Annotated in this window: 18 protein-coding genes; 12 read left to right on the top strand and 6 right to left on the bottom strand. The window is 65.2% G+C overall.

Translation table 11 applies throughout. From position 1 onward, the window contains the following. Positions 1–73: 73 nt before the first annotated feature. The 6 genes from PSEST_RS05295 to PSEST_RS05270 form a co-directional block, all read right to left on the bottom strand. A complete protein-coding gene (locus PSEST_RS05295) occupies positions 74–790 on the bottom strand; it encodes an ABC transporter ATP-binding protein (RefSeq protein ID WP_015275979.1) in 717 nt (238 codons plus the stop codon). After that, positions 787–1,563, bottom strand: a complete 777-nt coding sequence (locus PSEST_RS05290) for an ABC transporter ATP-binding protein (RefSeq protein ID WP_015275978.1) — start codon at positions 1,561–1,563, stop codon at positions 787–789. The genes PSEST_RS05295 and PSEST_RS05290 overlap by 4 nt, the downstream gene beginning before the upstream one ends. Before the next feature lie 319 nt (positions 1,564–1,882). Beyond that, positions 1,883–3,157: an OprD family porin gene (locus PSEST_RS05285; protein WP_015275977.1), complete on the bottom strand. Its 1,275-nt coding sequence runs from the start codon at positions 3,155–3,157 to the stop codon at positions 1,883–1,885. Between the two features lie 102 nt (positions 3,158–3,259). Continuing rightward, the gene (locus tag PSEST_RS05280; RefSeq protein WP_015275976.1) at positions 3,260–3,865 is read right to left on the bottom strand and encodes a peroxidase-related enzyme; all 606 of its coding nucleotides are present in this window, start codon (positions 3,863–3,865) and stop codon (positions 3,260–3,262) included. A gap of 57 nt (positions 3,866–3,922) precedes the next feature. Beyond that, complete coding sequence (locus tag PSEST_RS05275) at positions 3,923–5,605, bottom strand: AMP-binding protein (RefSeq protein ID WP_015275975.1); 1,683 nt, start codon at positions 5,603–5,605, stop codon at positions 3,923–3,925. 289 nt (positions 5,606–5,894) lie between these two features. Further along, positions 5,895–6,917, bottom strand: a complete 1,023-nt coding sequence (locus tag PSEST_RS05270; RefSeq protein ID WP_015275974.1) for a UV damage repair endonuclease — start codon at positions 6,915–6,917, stop codon at positions 5,895–5,897. Between the two features lie 319 nt (positions 6,918–7,236). Here PSEST_RS05270 and PSEST_RS05265 point away from each other — a divergent pair, with 319 nt between their 5' ends. From PSEST_RS05265 to PSEST_RS05210, 12 genes are all read left to right on the top strand, one after another. Continuing rightward, complete coding sequence (locus PSEST_RS05265) at positions 7,237–8,400, top strand: isovaleryl-CoA dehydrogenase (RefSeq protein ID WP_015275973.1); 1,164 nt, start codon at positions 7,237–7,239, stop codon at positions 8,398–8,400. A gap of 114 nt (positions 8,401–8,514) precedes the next feature. Beyond that, positions 8,515–10,122 carry a carboxyl transferase domain-containing protein gene (locus PSEST_RS05260; RefSeq protein WP_015275972.1) on the top strand — a complete coding sequence of 536 codons (1,608 nt, stop codon included), beginning with the start codon at positions 8,515–8,517 and terminating at the stop codon, positions 10,120–10,122. A 57-nt stretch (positions 10,123–10,179) separates the two neighbouring features. Continuing rightward, positions 10,180–10,977 (top strand): gamma-carboxygeranoyl-CoA hydratase, encoded by a 798-nt coding sequence (locus PSEST_RS05255; protein WP_015275971.1) that lies wholly within the window; start codon positions 10,180–10,182, stop codon positions 10,975–10,977. Positions 10,978–11,581: 604 nt separating this feature from the next. After that, positions 11,582–13,483 carry an acetyl/propionyl/methylcrotonyl-CoA carboxylase subunit alpha gene (locus PSEST_RS05250; RefSeq protein WP_015275969.1) on the top strand — a complete coding sequence of 634 codons (1,902 nt, stop codon included), beginning with the start codon at positions 11,582–11,584 and terminating at the stop codon, positions 13,481–13,483. A 163-nt stretch (positions 13,484–13,646) separates the two neighbouring features. Continuing rightward, positions 13,647–14,546, top strand: coding sequence for a hydroxymethylglutaryl-CoA lyase (locus PSEST_RS05245; RefSeq protein WP_015275968.1), 900 nt, complete (start codon positions 13,647–13,649; stop codon positions 14,544–14,546). Positions 14,547–14,631: 85 nt separating this feature from the next. Then, entirely contained in the window at positions 14,632–15,327 is a 696-nt protein-coding gene (locus PSEST_RS05240) for a CoA transferase subunit A (protein WP_003294550.1), read from the top strand. 4 nt (positions 15,328–15,331) lie between these two features. Continuing rightward, positions 15,332–15,961, top strand: a complete 630-nt coding sequence (locus tag PSEST_RS05235; protein ID WP_003280093.1) for a CoA transferase subunit B — start codon at positions 15,332–15,334, stop codon at positions 15,959–15,961. Positions 15,962–16,218: 257 nt separating this feature from the next. Beyond that, complete coding sequence (locus PSEST_RS05230) at positions 16,219–17,400, top strand: acetyl-CoA C-acetyltransferase (protein ID WP_015275967.1); 1,182 nt, start codon at positions 16,219–16,221, stop codon at positions 17,398–17,400. 77 nt (positions 17,401–17,477) lie between these two features. Continuing rightward, the gene (locus PSEST_RS05225) at positions 17,478–17,876 is read left to right on the top strand and encodes a MerR family transcriptional regulator (RefSeq protein WP_015275966.1); all 399 of its coding nucleotides are present in this window, start codon (positions 17,478–17,480) and stop codon (positions 17,874–17,876) included. A gap of 409 nt (positions 17,877–18,285) precedes the next feature. Then, entirely contained in the window at positions 18,286–19,371 is a 1,086-nt protein-coding gene (locus tag PSEST_RS05220; protein ID WP_015275965.1) for a TRAP transporter substrate-binding protein, read from the top strand. Positions 19,372–19,543: 172 nt separating this feature from the next. Next, on the top strand, positions 19,544–20,146 hold the full coding sequence (locus PSEST_RS05215; RefSeq protein WP_015275964.1) for a TRAP transporter small permease subunit: 603 nt from the start codon (positions 19,544–19,546) through the stop codon (positions 20,144–20,146). A gap of 16 nt (positions 20,147–20,162) precedes the next feature. After that, positions 20,163–21,533 (top strand): TRAP transporter large permease, encoded by a 1,371-nt coding sequence (locus PSEST_RS05210; RefSeq protein ID WP_015275963.1) that lies wholly within the window; start codon positions 20,163–20,165, stop codon positions 21,531–21,533. The last annotated feature ends 73 nt before the right edge of the window (positions 21,534–21,606 follow it).

Raw genomic sequence — 21,606 nt, 5'->3', positions numbered from 1 at the left:
TCGATTGTTTTTGTTGTGGTCGGGGGCCGGCATCCACTGCGGCCGGTTACTGCTTTGCTGAGTCGTGCGGGGCTCACACCCCGAGACAGGAATTGAGGAAATCCTTCTTCGAATCCAGGTCGGCCGCCTCGATCTCTTCGATGATGCGGCCGTGCTCCATGACGTAATGGCGGTCGGCCAACGGCGCGGCGAAGCGGAAGTTCTGCTCCACCAGGACGATGGTCAGGCCGCGCTGCTTGAGCTTGATCAGTACCTCGCCAAGCTTCTGCACGATGACCGGCGCCAGGCCTTCGGTGATCTCGTCGAGCAGCAGCAGGTTGGCGCCGGTGCGCAGGATGCGCGCCATGGCCAGCATCTGCTGCTCGCCGCCGGAGAGCCGCGTGCCCTGGCTGAAGCGACGTTCGTAGAGGTTGGGAAACATCTCGTAGAGTTCGTCCAGGCTCATGCCGCCGCTGCGCACCGTGGGCGGCAGCAGGAGGTTTTCCTCGACGCTCAGGCTAGCGAAGATGCCGCGCTCTTCCGGGCAGTAGCCAACGCCCAGCCGCGGAATCTGGTGGGCCGGCATGCCGATGGTCTCGTTGCCGTTGACCACGATGGAGCCGGTGCGGCGACCGACCATGTTCATGATCGCGCGCAGCGTGGTGGAGCGCCCGGCGCCGTTGCGTCCGAGCAGGGTCACCAGCTCGCCGCGGCCAACCACCAGATCGACACCGTGCAGAATGTGCGACTCGCCGTAGAAGGCATGCAGATCGCTGACGCGCAGCTGATCGCGGTCCATGGGTGGATTCATGCGTGCGCCTCCTCAAGTGCCGCGGCTTCGCTGCCGAGGTAGGCCTCGCGCACCTGCGGGTTGGCCGAAACGCTTTCGTAATCGCCCTCGGCGAGTACTGATCCGCGCGCCAGCACAGTGATGCGATCGCACAGGCGGCTGACCACGCTGAGGTTGTGCTCGACCATCAGCACCGTACGGTTGGCCGCGGCCTTGCGCACCAGCTCGACGACCATGTCGACGTCTTCGCTGCCCATGCCCTGGGTCGGTTCGTCGAGCAGCAGCACGAAGGGGTCGAGCGCCAGGGTGGTGGCCAGCTCCAGCGCGCGCTTGCGGCCGTAGGGCAGCTCGACTGCCAGGGTCTGGGCGAAGGATTGCAGGTCGACTTCAGCGAGCAGCTGCATCACCTGGTCGTCCAGCTCGCGCAGGCTGCGTTCGGATCTCCAGAAATGGAAGGAGTTGCCCATCTTCTGCTGCAGCGCTACACGCACGTTCTCCAGCACGCTCATGTGGCCGAACACTGCGGAAATCTGGAACGAGCGCACCAGGCCGAGCCGGGCGATCTCGTTGGCCTTCATCGAGGTGATGTTCTTGCCGCGATAGAGGATCTCGCCGCGGGTAGGCGTGAGGAATTTGGTGAGCAGATTGAATACGGTGGTCTTGCCGGCGCCGTTGGGGCCGATAAGCGCATGGATGTGACCCTGACGGACCTTCAGATCGACGGAATCCACTGCGGTGAAGCCGCGGAATTCCTTGGTCAGGCCGCGCGTTTCCAGCACGAACTCTGGTTCCATTGGGTGCCCTCTAACCTTGATTGTTGTTGTTGGTTATGGCGCAGGTCGCTGCATGACCTTTACGTAAACGATAACAATCAGTTTCCGTATACGGCAAGTGGCTTTTTCAAACGGGCGATTGAGCGGTAAAGCGTGCAACTTGCAGTCAAATGGCCATCATATAGCCCGCTCTACACCAGTTGCCCAGTGCCCCAGGCTCTGGGGTTCGTCCCCGTTTTTATGGCGCCCGAATGCCGAAGTAGCTCCTCGGACAACGCAAAAAAGCCGGGCCTGTGCGGCCCGGAAAATTCCAACGAGGAGAGGTGCTGCGGCGTTGCGCTTACCAGAGCGGCAAGCTGTAGCTGACGATGACGCGATTCTCGTCCAGGTCGTTCTGGAAGTTGCTTCGCGTAGTGGCGTTGCGCAGCTTCAGGCCGAGATTCTTCAGCGGGCCACTCTGGATGACGTAGGCAATATCAGTGTTGCGCTCCCAGGTCTTGCCTTCACTGGCGCCGGCACCGCGGTCGACGTTGTCACCCGAAACGTAACGGGTCATCAGCGTCAGCCCGGGAACGCCCATGGCGGCGAAGTCGTAGTCGTAGCGGACCTGCCAGGAACGCTCGTCCTCGTTGCCGAAGTCGTTGATCTGCAGCAGGTTGATCAGCGCGTTGTCACCCCCGGCGACATAGGCGAAACCGGTGTCGCCGCGCATGTGCTGATAGCCGCCGGTGAAGCCGTGGCCGCCGAGCTTGTAGGTGAACAGTGCGCCGAACGCATCGTTGTCGACATTGCTGCCGCCATCGTCAGTCGAACGGACGAAGCGCAGGTCGGTCTTGAAGCTCTGCTTGTCGCCCAGTGGCAGCACATGGACCAGATTGAAGTTGTGCTGGTCGTAGATGCCGTCCAGCCCACCGTAGTAGTAACTGGTGGCCAGTTGCGGCGACCAGTCGTAGCGACCTCCGGCGAAGAGGAATTCATCGCTGGTACTGCCCCCGCTACCGAAGGTGATATTGCGCCGACCAGCGTTGAAGACTGTCATTTCCTCGTTGTCCGAGGAGTCGCGCTGGTTGACGCGGTCCAGCATACCCAGGTCCAGCGTCAGACCGCTGACCTCCTTGCTCTGCAGCCAGGCGCCACGGTAGGTCTGTGGCAGCAGGCGGCTGTCGTTGCGCATCAGCACGGGCACCACCGGCTGCAGGGTACCGACGTGCAGGGTGGTGGCGGACAGCTTGGCCTTTGCCGTCAGGCCGGCCGAGCCGTAATCATCCTGGGCGCGGTTAGGCGCGTTGCGATCGCGCTGCAGGATGCCGGTGCCGGTACGGTCCGGACTGGAATCGAGCTTCACGCCCAGCAGCCCGACGGCGTCCAGACCGAAGCCGACCGGGCCTTCGGTGTAGCCGGATTCCATTTTCAGGATGAAGCCCTGGGCCCACTCCTCGGCCTTGGACTGAGCGGCGCCAGATTGCCGGAAGTCGCGGTTCATATAGAAGTTGCGCAGTTCGACAGCGGCCTTGCTGTCTTCGATGAAAGCGGCCGAGGCCACGCCCGATGCGCCGAGGGCGACGGCGGCGATGCTGGCGGCCAGAAGGGTTCGGCTTGCTGGTTTCAGTTGCATAGCTTTCTCTCTTGTTGTTGTGATCGTTGATGCAGCTGTTGAGCCCGACTGCGAACTGCCCGGGCTCGGATTACCACGTCATGCGGTAATGCGGTGTCGCGCTCAGCGCGCGGGGCTCCTGGGCACACGGCCCAGCAGATAGAACTCGTCGTTGGGTGGCGTGCGCGCCACGGACACCAGGCGGTTGGAGAGGCCGAACAGCCCGGCGATGGCGCCGATATCCCAGATGTCATCGAGGCTGAAACCCTGGGCTTCCAGCCGCGCCTGCCAGGCGTCGTCGAGCACGCCGCGCTCGGCGGCCAGGTGCAGGGCGAAATCGAGCATGGTGCGCTGGCGTTCGGAGATCGGTGCGGTGCGGTAGTTGACGGCGATCTGATCGGCCAGCTGCGCATCCTTGGCGAGGATGCGCAGGATCGCGCCATGGGCGACCACGCAATACAGGCAGCCGTGGTCGGCGCTGACCGCGACCACGATCATCTCCTTCTCGGCCTGGGTCAGGCTGTCGGCTTCGCGCTCCATCAGCGCATCGTGATAGGCGAAGAAGGCACGGAACTCCGCCGGCCGATGGGCCAGCATGAGAAACACGTTGGGGATGAATCCGGCCTTTTCCTGCACGGCGAGAATCCGTTCGCGCAGGTCAGCAGGCAGTGCGTCTAGGCTGTTGGGCAGCGGAAAACGGCTGATCGACTGAGCAATAGGCAGCGCCATGGAAAGCTCCTTTTCGGATGAGCGAATTGCCGGCCGGGCGAACCCGGCCGGTGCCGGTCAGTGCTGTTCGCTGATGCCCAGCTCGACCACGCTGATTTCGCGCATGCGGAACTTCTGCACCTTGCCGCTGATGGTCATCGGGAAATCGTCGACGAATTTGATGTGCCGCGGCGTTTTGAAGTGGGCGATGCGGCCCTTGCAGAACTCGCGCAGCGCCTCGCCCTCGACCTCATGGCCCGGGTGCAGCTTGACCCAGGCGACGATCTCCTCGCCGAACTTGCTGTCCGGCACGCCGATCACCTGCACGTCGGCCACCGCCGGATGGGTGAAGAGGAATTCCTCGATCTCGCGCGGGTACACGTTCTCGCCGCCGCGGATGATCATGTCCTTGTTGCGGCCGACGATCTTGATGTAACCCTCGTCGTCCATCACCGCGAGGTCGCCGGTATGCATCCAGCGCGCGCCGTCGATGGCATCGCGGGTGGCGTCCGGGTTGTTCCAGTAGCCGAGCATCACGCTGTAGCCGCGGGTGCAGAGTTCGCCGATCTGCCCACGCGGCACCACCGCGCCGTGCTCGTCGACGATCTTGCTTTCCAGATGCGGCTGGGTGCGGCCGACGCTGGTCACGCGGCGTTCCAGGTCGTCGTCGGCGCTGGTCTGGGTGGAGACCGGGCTGGTTTCGGTCATGCCGTAGGCAATCTGCATTTCCGCCAGGTGCATGTCGTCGATGACGCGTTTCATCACCTCGATCGGGCAGGTCGAGCCGGCCATGATGCCGGTGCGCAGGCTGCTCAGGTCCAGCGACTGGCGCTCCGGGTGGTCGAGCATGGCAATGAACATGGTCGGCACGCCATACATGCCGGTGGCCTTTTCCTCGGCCGCGGCCTGCAGCGCCGCCAGCGGCTCGAAGGCGGCGCTCGGATAGATCATGGTGGTGCCATGGGTAACGCAACCGAGGTTGCCCATGACCATGCCGAAGCAGTGGTACAGCGGCACCGGGATCACCAGGCGGTCGTGCTCGGTCAGCCTGAGACTCTCGCCGACCATGTAGCCGTTGTTGAGGATGTTGTAGTGACTGAGGGTGGCGCCTTTCGGAAAGCCCGTGGTGCCGGAGGTGTACTGGATGTTGATGGGGTCGTCGAACTGCAGGCGCTCGCCACACTGGCGCAGCTGCTCGGGGCCGACCTGCTCGGCCATCTCCATCAGCGCCTGCCACTGCAGCATGCCGTCCACCGGCTTGTCGCACAGGCTGATCACCCCGCGCAGCTCGGGCAGCATATGGCTCTGCAGGGCACCGACGGCGGCGCTTTCCAGCTCTGGCAGCAGCTCGTGGAGCATGGCGTGGTAATCGGACGTCTTGAAGGCATCGGCGCAGATCAGCCAGCGGCAGCCGGACTGCTTCAAGGCGTATTCGAGTTCACTGAGGCGGTAGGCGGGGTTGATGTTGACCAGCACCACGCCGATCTTCGCGGTGGCGAACTGGGTGATGCACCACTGGGCATTGTTCGGTGACCAGATGCCCACTCGTTCGCCAGCTTGCAGTCCGAGGGCCAGCAGGCCACGCGCACAACGGTCCACCGCCTCCGCCAGTTCCGCCCAGGTGTAACGCAGCTGCTGATGGCGCACCACCAGGGCCTCACGCTGGGGAAAGCGCTCCACGGTACGGTCGAAGGCCGCGCCGATGGTCATGGGCAACAGGGGTTTGCTCTGCGGTCCGCAGGTATAGCTCGGAAGACTCATGACGATTTTCCTCAGTCTTATGTTTGTTATGAGGCGTGCTCGCAAGGGCGCTGGCGCTGCTGACAGTCACCCTAGGTCACGATTACGTTAACGTAAAGGTAACTAGCTGACAATATGTCGCGGGGTAGGCGAAAGTCGAGGGGTGCGAGCAATCAAATGGCCATTATTCAGCGACGAATCGCGGCGGTAGTTGCGGGTCAGATCAGCCTGCCAAGGCATGCTTGAAGTAGGCAACCGCGGCGCTGAACGCGTGCGCCAGAGCCTTCGCAATGATGCTGCGCTCGCCCCGTCAGGCGCGTTCGCGCTGGTACTCGTGATGGAAATCCAGCGCGGCGAGGTTCTTGTCCTTGGCTTCGAGCATGATGTCGAAGCGATCCAGAAACTGAAACGCATAGCGATTTGTCCAGCGGTTCCACATGCGTTTGCTGTGCGCATAGAGGTCGCGCTTGTTGACCTTTTCCAGCAACTCGGGGATTTCCAGCTTCTGCTCCGGCGCGAAGCCCAGCTCCATCAGGCTCTCCTGCGGCTGCGAGTAGTGCATGGTCGGCCGTACGCCGCGCCAGCTTTCCAGAACGCGCTCGATGCGCGGGTCGTCCGGCTCGATGTAGCGGCCCTCGTGAATCCAGCAGTGATGGATATCCAGCACCACCGGCGCGAGGTCCGCGAGGCTCAGGCAGTCGTCCAGGCCATAGGTCTTTTCATCGTTCTCGAAGGTGATGCAGTGGCGCGCCTCGCTCGACAGGCGCGGCCACACGGCACGCACCCCCTCGGCGCCGAGCCGCCCGGCGATATGCAGGTTGCATTTGAAGTCCTGGAAGCGCCGGCCGTAACCCATCATGCGGATCATGTCGGCGTGGTATTCGAATTCCGCCAGGCTGTTTTCCACCACCTGCGGCTTGTCCGATCCCAGCACGCAGTACTGGCCGGGATGCATCGACAGCCGGATATCGTTGGCCCGTGCCAGTTCGCCGATCGCGGCGAAGCCAGCCTCGAGGCGGTTCCGTATCTCGGCGCGACGGTAGAACGGCGCGATCTCGGCATGGCTGTAGAACGGCAGCAAGTCGCTGGACAGGCGCAACATGCGCAGCATCGGCGGCAACGTGGCGACGTATTCGAGCAACACCCGCTGAGCGCTCAGATTGTGCTCGACGATCTCCTCCAGCCTCGCCTCCGCCGCGGCGCGACCGACCGAGGCCATCCAGCGCAGCGTGGTGCTGCGCGGATTGAAGGTGCGTTCGATGCGCTCCAGCTCCTTCAGCGAGAGGCTCTGTTGCGGGTGGCGATACATGCAGGCGAAGCCGATGCGGGGCATGGATTTCCTCGTCGGTGGCAGGCCGGCGCTGCGGCCACTGCCTGTTTAGTCCCGCCAGCCTCCAGCCAAGTGCCCCTCCACCGACGAAACACCACCGCGCGCCAGCAACCAACGGCCGCACCTTGGCGGGCCTATGCTTGCAGACATGCCGAGGCGGCGGTGTGTTGACAGACCCGCAGCGGACCTTTACGTTAACGTAAAGCAGCAAACGATCATCCATACCGATGACCTCGAACCGCTACCAGAGCGCCGGCCTGCACTCCGCCGGACGAACGAATCCTCTGAAAACAGAACAATTACAAGACAAGCAGGTGGCCCCATGAACTACTCCAGCCTCAATTTCGCCCTCGGTGAAACCATCGACATGCTGCGCGAGCAGGTCCAGGCCTTCGTCGCCGCCGAGATTGCCCCGCGCGCCGAAGCCATCGATCAGGAAAACCTGTTCCCGGCGGACATGTGGAGAAAATTCGGCGAGATGGGCCTGCTCGGCGTGACCGTCTCCGAGGAGTACGGCGGCGCCGGCCTCGGCTACCTGGCCCACGTGGTGGCGATGGAAGAGATCAGCCGCGGCTCGGCCTCGGTCGCCCTCTCCTACGGCGCCCACTCCAACCTGTGCGTCAACCAGATCAACCGCAACGGCAACCCCGAGCAGAAGGCCCGCTACCTGCCCAAGCTGATCAGCGGCGAGCACGTCGGCGCGCTGGCCATGAGCGAGCCGAATGCCGGCTCCGACGTGGTCTCCATGAAGCTGCGCGCCGAGAAGCGCGGCGACCGCTACGTGCTCAACGGCAGCAAGACCTGGATCACCAACGGCCCGGACGCCAACACCTACGTGATCTATGCCAAGACCGACCTGGACAAGGGTGCGCACGGCATCACCGCCTTCATCGTCGAGCGCGACTGGAAGGGTTTCTCCCGCGGCAACAAGTTCGACAAGCTCGGCATGCGCGGCTCCAACACCTGCGAGCTGTTCTTCGATGACGTCGAGGTGCCGCAAGAGAATGTGCTGGGCGCCGAGAACGGCGGCGTCAAGGTGCTGATGAGCGGCCTGGACTACGAACGCGTGGTGCTCGCCGGCGGCCCGACCGGGATCATGCAGTCCTGCCTCGATGTGGTGGTGCCCTACATCCATGACCGCAAGCAGTTCGGCCAGAGCATCGGCGAGTTCCAGTTCATCCAGGGCAAGGTGGCGGACATGTACACCCAGCTCAACGCCAGCCGCGCCTATCTGTACGCCGTCGCCCAGGCCTGCGACCGCGGCGAGACCACCCGCAAGGACGCCGCCGGGGTGATCCTCTATACCGCCGAAAACGCCACACAGATGGCCCTGCAGGCGATCCAGATCCTCGGCGGCAACGGCTATATCAACGAATTCCCCACCGGCCGCCTGCTGCGCGACGCCAAGCTCTACGAGATCGGCGCCGGCACCAGCGAAATACGCCGCATGCTGATCGGCCGCGAGCTGTTCAACGAATCCAGGTGAGCCTGCGGGCGGAAAGAACGCCCCCAGCCTCGTAGGGTGGAAAACCGCGAAGGGTTTTCCACCGCAGTCGGTGGATGGCAATGCCATCCATGATGGAATTGAACGGAGCCAACCATGGCCATCCTGCACACCCAGATCAATATCCGTTCACCGGAGTTCGCCGCCAACAGCGCGGCGATGCTCGAACAGGTGAACGACCTGCGCGCCCTGCTCGGCCGCGTCAGCGAAGGCGGCGGCGCCACCGCCCAGCAGCGCCATGTCTCGCGCGGCAAGCTACTGGTGCGCGAGCGCATCGACACCCTGCTCGATGCCGGCTCGGCCTTTCTCGAACTCGCCCCGCTGGCCGCCCATGAGGTCTACGGCGAAGACGTCGCCGCCGCCGGCGTGGTCGCCGGTATCGGCCGCGTCGAAGGCATCGAGTGCATGATCATCGCCAACGACGCCACCGTGAAAGGCGGCACCTACTACCCGCTGACGGTGAAAAAGCACCTGCGCGCGCAGACCGTCGCCCGCGAGAATCGTCTGCCCTGCATCTATCTGGTGGACTCCGGCGGCGCCAACCTGCCGCGTCAGGACGAGGTGTTCCCGGACCGCGAGCACTTCGGCCGCATCTTCTTCAACCAGGCCAATATGAGCGCCATGGGCATCCCGCAGATCGCCGTGGTCATGGGTTCCTGCACTGCCGGCGGCGCCTATGTGCCGGCGATGGCCGACGAGACCATCATGGTGCGCAACCAGGCGACCATCTTTCTCGCCGGCCCGCCGCTGGTCAAAGCCGCCACCGGCGAAGTGGTAACCGCCGAGGAGCTGGGCGGCGCCGACGTGCACTGCAAGACCTCGGGCGTCGCCGACCACTACGCCGAGAACGACGAGCACGCCCTTTCCATCGCCCGCCGCTGCGTGGCCAACCTCAACTGGCGCAAGCTTGGGCAGCTGCAGACCCGCGAGCCGCGCGCACCGCTGTATGCCGCCGACGAGCTGTACGGCGTAATTCCGGCGCAGGCCAAGCAACCCTACGACGTGCGCGAAGTGATCGCGCGGCTGGTGGACGGCAGCGAGTTCGATGAATTCAAGGCGCTGTTCGGCACCACCCTGGTCTGCGGTTTCGCCCACCTGCACGGCTACCCGATCGCCATCCTCGCCAACAACGGCATCCTCTTCGCCGAGGCGGCGCAGAAAGGCGCGCACTTCATCGAACTGGCCTGCCAGCGCGGCATCCCGCTGCTGTTCCTGCAGAACATCACCGGCTTTATGGTCGGGCAGAAATACGAGGCCGGCGGCATCGCCAAGCACGGCGCCAAGCTGGTCACCGCGGTGGCTTGCGCCCAGGTGCCGAAGTTCACCGTGCTCATCGGTGGCAGCTTCGGTGCCGGCAACTACGGCATGTGCGGGCGCGCCTACGACCCGCGCTTCCTGTGGATGTGGCCCAACGCACGGATCGCGGTGATGGGCGGCGAACAGGCCGCCGGGGTGCTCGCCCAGGTCAAGCAGGAGCAAAGCGAACGCGCCGGCAAGAGTCTCGGCGACGACGAGGTAGCCGCCATCAAGCAGCCGATCCTCGAGCAGTACGAGCGCCAGGGCCATCCCTATTACTCCAGCGCGCGTCTGTGGGACGACGGCGTGATCGACCCGGCGCAGACCCGCGAGGTGCTCGGGCTGGCGTTGTCCGCCGCGCTGAATGCGCCGATCGAGCCGACCCGCTTCGGCGTGTTCCGCATGTAATCCGTGCCGCCGGCAGCCGAACGCGCCGGCGACTGCAGTCGCATCGAGGATGCCGAGATGACCGATTTCCAGACCATCGAACTGAACAAAGACGCGCGCGGCGTGGCCACCCTCTGGCTCAACCGCGCGGACAAGAACAATGCTTTCGACGCCCGGGTGATCGGCGAATTGAACGCGGCCCTGGCCCAGGTGCAGGACGATGCCAGCATCCACTTCTTGATCCTGCGCGGGCGCGGCAAGCATTTCTCCGCCGGCGCCGATCTGGGCTGGATGCGCGAGTCGGCCAAGCTCGACTACCAGGCCAATCTCGCTGATGCCCATAAACTCGGCGAGCTGATGCAGCGCCTCTACCAGCTGCCGCAGCCGACCCTGGCCGTGGTGCAGGGCGCGGCCTTCGGCGGCGCGCTGGGGCTGATCGCCTGCTGCGACATGGCCATCGGCGCCAGCGACGCGCTGTTCTGCCTGTCGGAAGTGCGCATCGGCCTCGCTCCCGCGGTGATCAGCCCGTATGTGGTCAAGGCCATCGGCGAGCGCGCCACCCGCCGCTACGCGCTGACCGCCGAACGCTTCGACGGTAAGCGTGCCCGCGAACTCGGCCTGCTCGCCGAGACCTACCCGGCCAGTGAACTGGACGCCGCGCTCGAGCAGTGGGTCGACAACCTGCTGCTCAACAGCCCGCAGGCGCTCAAGGCTTGCAAGGCCTTGTTGCTGGAAGTGGGTGATGGCGATTTCAGCGCCGACCTGCGCCAGACCACCGAACAGGCCATTGCGCGCCTGCGCACCAGCCCGGAAGGTCAGGAGGGCCTGAGCGCCTTCCTGGAAAAACGCACGCCCGCCTGGCAGGAGCGCGCGTGATGACTGGGCTTCTGTGGGGTGCTCGCTCGTATACGTTGTCGCGTACGCGCGGTGAGAGGGTTGCGTTGTGTGGTGGTCGGGCGGCTGTGTCGGTCCTTGGCACCGCCCCCTCACCCCAGCCCTCTCCCCAAGGGGGAGAGGGAGTTGGTCTGTGCAATGGCTGGGCGGGAGTGCATGTGCGTAGCAACGCCCCCTCGCCCCAGCCCGCTCCCCGGCACTCTTCCCAAGGAGGAGAGTATGTTGGCTTGTGCAGTGGCAGGGTGATTGTGCAGGGCCGCAGCACCGCCCCCTCACCCCAGCCCTCTCCCCAAAGGGGAGAGGGAGTTGGTCTGTGCAATGGCTGGGCGGGAGTGCATGTGCGTAGCAACTCCCCCTCGCCCCGGCCCGCTCCCCAAGAGGGAGATGGGGTTGGGTTGTGTGGGGTTTGGGAGCGGCTGCCTAACCATATCGTCCGCGCTCATGCCGCTGATCGCACATCAACCGGTCACGCCAATCATTGCCGAACCACTTCATTGCTTCGCCCCACTCCGTCATCCCCTCGCCCCTCAGGGGAGAGGGCTAGGGTGAGGGGAAACGCCTTCCAGGCCACGCAGGAATCACAAAAATGATAACGACCCTCCTGGTTGCCAACCGCGGCGAGATCGCCTGCCGCGTAATGCGCACCGCCAAGGCCATGGGCCTGACCACCGTTGCCGTGCACAGCGCCATCGACGCAACGGCGCGCCATGCCCGCGAGGCCGATATTCGCATCGACCTCGGCGGCGCCAAGCCGGCCGACAGCTACCTGCGCATCGACAAGCTGATCGATGCGGCCAAGGCCAGCGGCGCCCAGGCGATTCACCCGGGCTACGGCTTTCTCTCGGAGAACGCCGAGTTCGCCCGCGCCATCGAACAGGCCGGGCTGATCTTCCTCGGCCCACCCGCCTCCGCCATCGACGCCATGGGCAGCAAGTCCGCCGCCAAGGCGCTGATGGAGGAAGCCGGCGTGCCGCTGGTGCCGGGCTACCACGGTGAGGCGCAGGACGTGGAAACCTTCCGTGCTGCCGCGGAGAAGATCGGCTATCCGGTGCTGCTCAAGGCCACCGCCGGCGGTGGCGGCAAGGGCATGAAGGTGGTCGAGCGCGAGGCGGACCTGGCCGAGGCTCTTGCTTCCGCCCAGCGCGAGGCGCAGTCGTCGTTCGGCGATTGGCGCATGCTGGTCGAGAAATACGTGCTCAAACCGCGCCATGTGGAAATCCAGGTCTTCGCCGACCAGCACGGCAACTGCCTGTACCTGAACGAACGCGACTGCTCGATCCAGCGCCGCCATCAGAAAGTGGTTGAAGAGGCGCCAGCGCCCGGTCTTACGCCCGAACTGCGCCGCGCCATGGGTGAAGCCGCGGTAAAGGCCGCCCAGGCCATCGGCTACGTCGGTGCCGGCACGGTGGAATTTCTGCTCGACGCCCGTGGCGAATTCTTCTTCATGGAAATGAATACCCGCCTGCAGGTCGAGCACCCGGTCACCGAGGCCATTACCGGCCTCGATCTGGTCGCCTGGCAGATTCGCGTCGCCCGCGGCGAGCCGCTGCCGATCAGCCAGGAGCAAGTGCCGCTGATCGGCCACGCCATCGAGGTACGGCTGTACGCCGAGGATCCGGACAACGATTTCCTCCCCGCCACCGGCACCCTCGATCTATATCGTGAAGCGGCGGAGGGCCCGGGCCGTCGCGTCGACAGCGGCGTTGCCGAGGGCGATACCGTGTCGCCGTTCTACGACCCGATGCTCGGCAAGCTGATCGCCTGGGGCGAGAACCGCGAGGAAGCGCGCCTGCGTCTGCTGGCCATGCTCGACGAGACCGCCGTCGGCGGCGTGCGCACCAACCTCGCGTTCCTGCGCCGCGTCGTCGGCCACCGCGCCTTCGCCGAGGCCGAGCTGGATACCGCCTTTATCCCGCGTCACGAAAGCGAACTGCTGCGTCCGGCCGGCGAGCTATCTGATGCCTTCTGGCAGCAGGCTGCGGAGTGCTTCGTGCAGACCGAACCGACCAAGGTACGCGGCGACGATGCCCATTCGCCGTGGTCCAAGCGCAGCGGGCTGCGCTTCGGCATGCCGGCGCAGATCAGCCTGCACCTGCAGTGCAATGGCGAAAGCCGCCGACTGAAGGTCGATCCGGCAGCGCCGCAGCCAAACGTCCGCACGCCCAAGGCGATCCGCCAGGGCGATGCGCTGTATCTGCAGTGGAACGGCGAATGGCTGGCCGTGCGCGCCTTCGACCCCATCGCCGAAGCCGAAGCGAGCCACCAGCATCACGGCGGCCTGACCGCACCGATGAACGGCAGCATCGTTCGTGTATTGGTGGAGGCCGGCCAGCATGTCGAGGCCGGCACCGCACTGATCGTGCTGGAAGCGATGAAGATGGAACACAGCATCCGCAGCGCCCAGGCAGGCGTGGTCAAGAGCCTGTTCTGCAGCGAAGGCGAGATGGTCAGCGAAGGCGCGGTGCTGCTGGAGATGGAAGAGGCCTGACGGATGCACAAATGTGGACAAGGCTTCGCCGTTGTCCACCCTACGCACGAACGCAAGGCCGTAGGGTGGAAAACGCCGCATGCTTTTCCACCGGTAGCCGGACGCCTCGGCTGACACACATAGACCGGTGAGCCCGCCAATCGCGCTCACCCCAGGAGGACATATGAGCCTGCCCAAACAGGTCCGGCTGGTCGAAGTCGGCCCGCGTGACGGCCTGCAGAACGAGCAGCAGCCGATCAGCGTGGCGGACAAGGTGCGCCTGGTGGACGACCTCAGCGCCGCCGGGCTGTCCTATATCGAAGTCGGCAGCTTCGTCTCGCCCAAGTGGGTGCCGCAGATGGCCGGTTCCGCCGAGGTCTTCGCGCAAATCCAGCGCAAGGCCGGTGTCACCTACGCGGCGCTGACGCCGAACATGAAGGGCCTGGAGGCGGCCATCGAAGCTGGCGTGAAAGAGGTCGCGGTGTTCGGTGCGGCCTCCGAAGCCTTCTCGCAAAAGAACATCAACTGCTCCATCGCCGAGAGCCTGGCCCGCTTCGCCCCGCTGATGGAGGCTGCCCGCGAGCAGGACATCCGTGTGCGTGGCTACGTTTCCTGCGTGCTCGGCTGCCCCTACGAAGGTGAAGTGGCGCCAGCCAAGGTGGCCGAAGTCGCCCGCGAGCTGTATGCCATGGGCTGCTACGAGGTTTCCCTGGGCGACACCATCGGCACCGGCACACCGGGCAAGACCCGCTCCCTGTTCGATACCGTGGCCCGTGAGGTGCCGCGCGAGCGGTTGGCCGGGCATTTCCACGACACCTACGGCCAGGCACTGCCGAATATCTATGCCAGCCTGCTGGAGGGCATCGCCGTGTTCGACAGCTCGGTCGCCGGCCTCGGGGGTTGCCCGTACGCCAAAGGCGCCAGCGGCAATGTCGCCAGCGAAGACGTGCTGTACATGTTCAACGGGCTGGACATAGCCACCGGCATCGACCTCGATGCGTTGATCGGCGCCGGCCAGCGCATCAGCCAGCTGCTGGGGCGTGCCAACGGTTCGCGGGTCGCCCGCGCCAGGCAGGCCGGTTAGCGGCACCGATTTTGCTACACCCTATTCGTCGGGCGGCCGCTCAGGTAGCGCCCGGCACAGACAGAACAACAAGTAGAGGTAATTCATGAACAAGATTTACCCCAGCGCCGCCCACGCCCTGGAAGGCCTGGTCGAGGACGGCATGACCATCGCCGTCGGCGGCTTCGGCCTGTGCGGCATCCCCGAGCAGCTGATCGCCGCCCTGCGCGACAGCGGCAAGAAGGACCTGACTGCCATCAGCAACAACGCCGGCGTCGACGGCTTCGGTCTCGGCCTGCTGCTGGAAACGCGGCAGATCAGCAAGATGGTTTCCTCCTACGTGGGTGAGAACAAGGAGTTCGAGCGCCAGTACCTGGCCGGCGAACTGGCCCTGGAATTCACCCCGCAGGGCACCCTGGCCGAGAAGCTGCGTGCCGGCGGCGCGGGCATCCCGGCGTTCTACACCAAGACCGGTTACGGCACCCTGGTGGCCGAAGGCAAGGAAACCCGCCAGTTCAACGGCGAGTGGTACGTGATGGAGGAATCGCTGACCGCGGACCTGGCCCTGGTCAAGGCGTGGAAGGCCGACAAGGCCGGCAACCTGCTGTTTCGCAAGACCGCGCGCAACTTCAACCCGCTGGCAGCGATGGCCGGCGAGGTCTGCGTCGTCGAGGTGGAGGAGATCGTCGAGACCGGCGAGCTGGACCCGGACCAAATTCACCTGCCGGGCATCTATGTGCATCGCATCGTGCACAACCCGAACCCGGAAAAACGCATCGAAAAACGCACGGTGAGGAGCTGAGACCATGGCCTGGACACGTGAACAGATGGCGCAACGCGCCGCCCAGGAGCTGCAGGACGGCTTCTACGTCAACCTCGGTATCGGCCTGCCGACCCTGGTGGCCAACTACATCCCCGAAGGCATGGACGTCTGGCTGCAGAGCGAGAACGGCCTGCTCGGCATCGGTCCCTTCCCGACCGAGGAAGAGATCGACCCGGACCTGATCAACGCCGGCAAGCAGACCGTCACCGCCCTGCCCGGCTCGAGCTTCTTCGACAACGCGCAGAGCTTTGCCATGATCCGCGGCGGCCACATCAACCTGGCCATCCTCGGCGCCATGCAGGTGTCGGAAAAAGGCGATCTGGCCAACTGGATGATCCCCGGCAAGATGGTCAAGGGCATGGGCGGCGCGATGGACCTGGTAGCCGGCGTCAAGCGCGTCGTGGTGCTGATGGAGCACACCGCCAAGGGCGGCGCGCACAAGATCCTGCCGGCCTGCGACCTGCCGCTGACCGGCCTCGGCGTGGTCGACCGGATCATCACCGACCTCGGCGTGCTGGACGTCACCGAGCAGGGCCTGAAGCTGGTGGAGCTGGCCGAAGGCGTCAGCTTCGACGAACTGCAGGAGGCCACCGGCAGCCCGATCCAGCGCTGAAACCTGGGTGCGGGAAGAACGCCGGAGCACCCCTTGCCCGCCGCGCCTTCCCGCCTGCCCCGAACGCCCCGAGCCGGCGGCGCGCCAGCACTGGCCAGTCACCCAGGCGCCCGTATACTGCGGCATCGACCGGTCTGCCAGCGCGCTGACCAACGGCTTGCCCCCTGTCGTTCGAGGGCACCCTTTCCCGGAGCCAGGCCGCGTGCCTGATCCTCGCGTTACGCCCCGGCGTAGCGCCTTTTTATTCGGAGTCCGTCATGCAAGACGTCGTCATCGTAGCTGCAACCCGCACCGCCATCGGCAGTTTCCAGGGCTCGCTGGCCAATGTGCCGGCAGTCGAACTCGGCGCCACCGTGATCCGCGCCCTGCTGGAAAAGACCGGCATCGAACCGGCCCAGGTTGATGAAGTCATCCTCGGCCATGTGCTCACCGCCGGCGCCGGACAGAACACCGCGCGCCAGGCCTCGATCAAGGCCGGCCTGCCCCACGCGGTACCGTCCATGACGCTGAACAAGGTCTGCGGTTCGGGCCTCAAGGCCGTGCATCTGGCCGTGCAGGCGATCCGCTGTGGCGATGCCGACGTGATCATCGCCGGCGGCATGGAAAACATGAGCCTGGCACCCTACGTCCTGCCCGGCGCGCGCACCGGCCTGCGCATGGGCCACGCGCAGATCGTCGATACCATGATCACCGACGGCCTGTGGGACGCCTTCAACGACTACCACATGGGCATCACCGCGGAGAACCTGGCCGAAAAGTACGGCATCGACCGCGCCCAGCAGGACGCCTTCGCCGCGCAGTCGCAGCAGCGTGCCGCCGCCGCCATCGAAAGCGGCCGCTTCGATGCCGAGATCACCCCGGTCATGATTCCCCAGCGCAAGGGCGACCCGCTCGCCTTCGCCCGTGACGAGCAGCCCCGCGCCGGCACCACGGCCGAATCCCTCGGCGGCCTGCGTGCAGCCTTCAAGAAGGACGGCTGTGTCACCGCCGGCAACGCCTCGACCCTCAACGACGGCGCCGCCGCGGTGGTGCTGATGAGCGCCAGCAAGGCCGAGGCCCTGGGCCTGCCCGTGCTGGCCAAGATCGCCGGCTACGCCAACGCCGGCGTCGACCCGGCGATCATGGGCATCGGCCCGGTCACGGCTACCCGTCGCTGCCTGGACAAGGCCGGCTGGACGCTGGCCGAGCTGGACCTGATCGAAGCCAACGAAGCCTTCGCCGTGCAGGCGCTGTCGGTGGGTAAGGAATTGGGCTGGGATGCCGATAAGGTCAACGTGAACGGCGGCGCCATCGCCCTCGGCCACCCGATCGGCGCCTCGGGCTGCCGCATCCTGGTGACCCTGCTGCACGAGATGCAGCGCCGCGATGTTCGCAAGGGCCTGGCAACACTGTGCATCGGTGGTGGCCAGGGAGTAGCCTTGGCAGTCGAACGCCCCTGAGCGCACCGTCGCGGCAGGGCATGCTGGCAGACACGCGCCCGGTTCGCCGGGCGCGACAGAGGATGATCGGAAGAATCATGGCGAAACAGACCTACAGTATTTCCGACCTGGCCAACGAGCTGGATATCACCACTCGCGCCATCCGCTTCTACGAAGAACAGGGCATGCTCAGGCCGACCCGCCGCGGTCAGGAACGCATCTATTCACCCAAGGATCGCGTCGCGCTGAAGCTGATCCTGCGCGGCAAGCGCATCGGCTTTTCGCTGGCCGAATGCAAGACGCTGATCGAACTCTACGACCCCAAGGCCGGCAACCAGAAGCAGCTGAACATCATGCTGCAGATGATCGCCGAGCGGCGCCAGCAGCTGGAGCAGCAACTGCTCGACATCCAGCAGATGCAGCTGGAGCTGGACACCGCCGAAGAGCGTTGCCGCAGCGCCCTGGAAAGCACCTTGGCCAAGCAAGCCGCCAGCTGATCGCACACCCTCCGCTCTACTCCTTTCATCCGGCGTCGCGCCCCGCGCAACGCCGGATTTCGTTTGTCCAGCAGTCAGTCATTGCTGCCGTCCATGAAACTGGACATGTTCCAGAACTCCAGACACCGCCGCATGTTCACCTGAGCAGTGTCTGCCACAGCGGACACCGCTATCGCCCTGCAAGCATCCGAATGCCGCTGCAGACCGCGCCTTTCCTCGATCGCGAGTGATAGGCACAGAACCTGCAATCCACCCTGCGACGCCAGAACAAACCAAAGAACAAGACTGGCGCCGAATCGGCAGCATCGGCTCGGCCTCTGTTCTTGTTCTGGCCTGTTAACGCCCTCGACCCACGGGCGGTTACGCGTCCGCCCTCGGGCACCAGAACAACAACAAGAAGGAAACCTGCATGTCGACCAAGAACAAACTCTCCCGTATCGCCTGCGCCATCGGTGCCACAACCCTGCTCGGCGCCAGCCTGCTCAGTGGCGTCGCCAGCGCCGCGGAAAAGATCCGCTGGCAGGTACCGCTGGCTTTCCCTTCCCACCTGATCGGCCTCTCCACACCAGTCAAGCACCTTTCCGAATCGCTCAAGGCCGTCTCGGGCGGCGACATCCAGCTGCGCTACTACGAGCCGGGCGAGCTGGTGCCGCCGTTCGAGATCATGGATGCGGTGAGCAGCGGCAAGTACCCGGCCGGCTACACCTGGATCGGCTACGACCAGGGCACCATTCCGGCCCTGCCGCTGTACTCCGGCGCGCCGTTCAACATGGAGCCGCCGGCGCACCTGGCCTGGTACTACCAGGGTGACGGCAAGAAACTGCTCGAGGAAATCTACGCCCAGCGCAACATCCACCCGATGCTGTGCAGCATCATCGGCCCGGAAGGCGCCGGCTGGTTCGCCAAGCCCATCGAGAAGCTGGAGGACTTCGACGGCCTGCGTATCCGCTTCGCCGGCATCGGCGGCAAGGTGCTGGAAAAGCTAGGCGCCTCGGTGACCATGGTGCCGGGCGGCGAGATCTACCAGGCGCTGGAGCGCAAGACCATCGACGCCACCGAGTTCTCGCAGCCGGCGGTGGACAAGATGCTGGGCCTGGACCAGATCATCAAAAACTACATCATGCCCGGCTGGCACCAGACGCTGACCACCTCGCACCTGCTGGTGAACAAGGACGTCTGGGACAAGCTCAAGCCGGAAAGCCGCGCACTCATCGAGATGGGCTGCGAGTCGGCCACCCTCAAGGGTTTTGCCGAAAGCGAGTGGGCTCAGCCGACCGCCCTGCGTGACTACCAGAAGCAGGGCGTGAAGGCCCAGGTGCTGCCCGAGCCGGTACTGCGCGAGCTGCAGAAGGTCACCGATAAGGTGCTCGACGAGATGGCCGCCAAGGACGAGATGTTCAAGCGCGTACTGACCAGCCAGCGCGAGTTCATGAAGCACCACTCGATCTGGCACGGCATGGGCTACCTGCCACGCGACTTCTACAAGTACGACTGACGGCTGTGCGCTGTGGCCTGTGCGGTGAGTGGGTTGAGGCAATGAGCGGCAACGCCGTATCGGCGCAATGGGCGCCGACATCGACCGATCAGACTTACCAAACAGGCCAGTAACCCGCGGGCACGGCAGCGTGCCCGCCTTCTATCCCTGTGCCGAGATTCCGAGGTCCGCCGTGTCCTTCAAGCCCGTCTCTCCCGATACGCCCGCGCCCGACGCGCTGCCGTACAACCGTATTTCGCGGCCGCTGGACCGCCTGCTGGTGGCCATCGGCGAAGCCAGCGCCTGGCTCTGGCTGGCGGTTCTGCTGGTGGTACTGGCCAACGTGTTCAGCCGCTTCGCCCTCTCGCGCGGTTCCATTGCGCTGGAGGAACTGTCCTGGCACCTGTTCGGCGCCGCGCTGATGCTCGCCCTCGCCTACGCCGTGGTGCGCGACGACCATGTGCGCGTCGACGTGCTACGCGAGCGCTTCAGCCTGCGCAGTCAGGCCTGGATCGAGCTGATCGCCATCCTGCTGCTGGCCCTGCCGGTGATCGTGCTGATGATCGATGCGCTGATCCCCTACGCCTACAAGGCCTACCTCTACAACGAACGCTCCCAGGCGCCCAGTGGGCTGCCCTACCGCTTCATCTTCAAGAGCGTGCTGCCCATCGGCCTCGTGCTGGTGGCACTGGCGCTGCTGTCCCGCGCGCTGCGCTGCAGCACCCTGCTGTTCAATTTCCCGCGGGCCCTGACGGCCCCCTCGGACGAGCGCGACCGCACTCGTTCGCAGCCCTGATGGAGTAGTCGCAATCATGGGTCTGGAAGAAATCCTCGTCATCGCCATGTTCGCCAGCTTCATGGGCCTGCTGCTGCTCGGCTTCCCGGTCGCCTGGTCGCTGGCCGGCATCGGCCTGCTGTTCGCCGTGCTCGGCTATGTGCTGGTGGAACACTTCGACGCCAATCTCTGGTTTACCTGGGACGGCACCATCGGCGTGCTCGATGCGCGCATCTACGGCATCGTCGCCAACGAACTGATGGTGGCCCTGCCACTGTTCATCTTCATGGGCATCATGCTCGACCGCTCCGGCATCGCCGAACGCCTGATGCACAGCCTGGTACGCGTGCTCGGCCCGTTGCGCGGCGGCTATGCGGTGACGGTGGTGGTGGTCGGCATCCTGCTCGCCGCCTCCACCGGCATCGTCGGCGCCTCGGTGGCGTTGCTCGGCATGCTCTCCATCGGGCCGATGCTGCAGGCCAACTACAACAAGAGCCTGGCGGTGGGCACCGCCTGCTCGGTGGGCACGCTGGGCATCCTCATTCCGCCGAGCATCATGCTGGTGCTGATGGCCGACCGCCTCGGCACCTCGGAAGCCTCGGTGGGCAAGCTGTTCATGGGCGCGCTGATCCCGGGGATGATGCTGGCGCTGATGTACATCCTCTACATCGTGATCGTCGCCTGGCTGAAGAAGGACTTCGCCCCGGCACCGGTCAACCGGCCGAAGCTCGACGCCCGTGCCCTGCTCGACGTGTTCTGGGCCGTGGTGCCGCCGCTGGCACTGATCTTCGCTGTGCTCGGCTCGATCTTCTTTGGCATCGCCACCACCACCGAGGCCTCCGCCGTCGGCGCCTTCGGTGCACTGTTGATGGCCGCAGCTAGCCGCCGGCTGAACCTGCCGGTGCTCAAGGATGCGCTGTACCAGACCAGCCGCACCGCCGCCTTCATCTTCGGCATTTTCATCGGCGCCACGGTGTTCGCCGCCGTGCTGCGCGGCCTGGGTGGCGACGACGTGATCCGCGCGGCGCTGACCGGCCTGCCGTTCGGCCAGACCGGCGTGCTGCTTACCGTGCTGGCGATCACCTTCCTGCTGGGGTTCTTCCTCGACTGGGTGGAGATCACCCTGATCATCCTGCCGCTGGTGGCGCCGGTGCTGTTCTCAATGGGCGTCGATCCGCTGTGGTTCGCGATTCTCTTCGCGCTCTGCCTGCAGACTTCGTTTCTCACCCCGCCAGTGGGCTTCGCGCTGTTCTACATCAAGGGCGTCTGCCCGCCGGGCATCACCACCCGCGATGTCTACCTCGGCGTGCTGCCGTACATTGTCATCCAGCTGATCGGCCTGGCCCTGGTGTTCTATTTCGCCCCGCTGGCCACCTGGCTGCCGAACGAAGTCTATTCCCAGCCGTGAGCATGCCCCGGCTGCCTTGCCCGTGGCAGCCGGGGCCAACCATAATCGGTCGCCCCAGAACGGACCCTGACTG

The organism is Stutzerimonas stutzeri RCH2, assembly GCF_000327065.1.
GTDB classification, from domain to species: Bacteria; Pseudomonadota; Gammaproteobacteria; order Pseudomonadales; family Pseudomonadaceae; genus Stutzerimonas; species Stutzerimonas stutzeri_AE.
Note: the sequence above shows the minus strand (reverse complement) of the source record. Positions and strands in the feature narration are given on the sequence as shown.

Bases quoted from the DNA above. Each gene is read 5' to 3' on its own strand.
- PSEST_RS05295 (WP_015275979.1), bottom strand. From the start codon at position 790: ATGAATCCACCCATGGACCGCGATCAGCTGCGCGTCAGCGATCTGCAT.
- PSEST_RS05290 (WP_015275978.1), bottom strand. From the start codon at position 1,563: ATGGAACCAGAGTTCGTGCTGGAAACGCGCGGCCTGACCAAGGAATTC.
- PSEST_RS05285 (WP_015275977.1), bottom strand. From the start codon at position 3,157: ATGCAACTGAAACCAGCAAGCCGAACCCTTCTGGCCGCCAGCATCGCC.
- PSEST_RS05280 (WP_015275976.1), bottom strand. From the start codon at position 3,865: ATGGCGCTGCCTATTGCTCAGTCGATCAGCCGTTTTCCGCTGCCCAAC.
- PSEST_RS05275 (WP_015275975.1), bottom strand. From the start codon at position 5,605: ATGAGTCTTCCGAGCTATACCTGCGGACCGCAGAGCAAACCCCTGTTG.
- PSEST_RS05270 (WP_015275974.1), bottom strand. From the start codon at position 6,917: ATGCCCCGCATCGGCTTCGCCTGCATGTATCGCCACCCGCAACAGAGC.
- PSEST_RS05265 (WP_015275973.1), top strand. From the start codon at position 7,237: ATGAACTACTCCAGCCTCAATTTCGCCCTCGGTGAAACCATCGACATG.
- PSEST_RS05260 (WP_015275972.1), top strand. From the start codon at position 8,515: ATGGCCATCCTGCACACCCAGATCAATATCCGTTCACCGGAGTTCGCC.
- PSEST_RS05255 (WP_015275971.1), top strand. From the start codon at position 10,180: ATGACCGATTTCCAGACCATCGAACTGAACAAAGACGCGCGCGGCGTG.
- PSEST_RS05250 (WP_015275969.1), top strand. From the start codon at position 11,582: ATGATAACGACCCTCCTGGTTGCCAACCGCGGCGAGATCGCCTGCCGC.
- PSEST_RS05245 (WP_015275968.1), top strand. From the start codon at position 13,647: ATGAGCCTGCCCAAACAGGTCCGGCTGGTCGAAGTCGGCCCGCGTGAC.
- PSEST_RS05240 (WP_003294550.1), top strand. From the start codon at position 14,632: ATGAACAAGATTTACCCCAGCGCCGCCCACGCCCTGGAAGGCCTGGTC.
- PSEST_RS05235 (WP_003280093.1), top strand. From the start codon at position 15,332: ATGGCCTGGACACGTGAACAGATGGCGCAACGCGCCGCCCAGGAGCTG.
- PSEST_RS05230 (WP_015275967.1), top strand. From the start codon at position 16,219: ATGCAAGACGTCGTCATCGTAGCTGCAACCCGCACCGCCATCGGCAGT.
- PSEST_RS05225 (WP_015275966.1), top strand. From the start codon at position 17,478: ATGGCGAAACAGACCTACAGTATTTCCGACCTGGCCAACGAGCTGGAT.
- PSEST_RS05220 (WP_015275965.1), top strand. From the start codon at position 18,286: ATGTCGACCAAGAACAAACTCTCCCGTATCGCCTGCGCCATCGGTGCC.
- PSEST_RS05210 (WP_015275963.1), top strand. From the start codon at position 20,163: ATGGGTCTGGAAGAAATCCTCGTCATCGCCATGTTCGCCAGCTTCATG.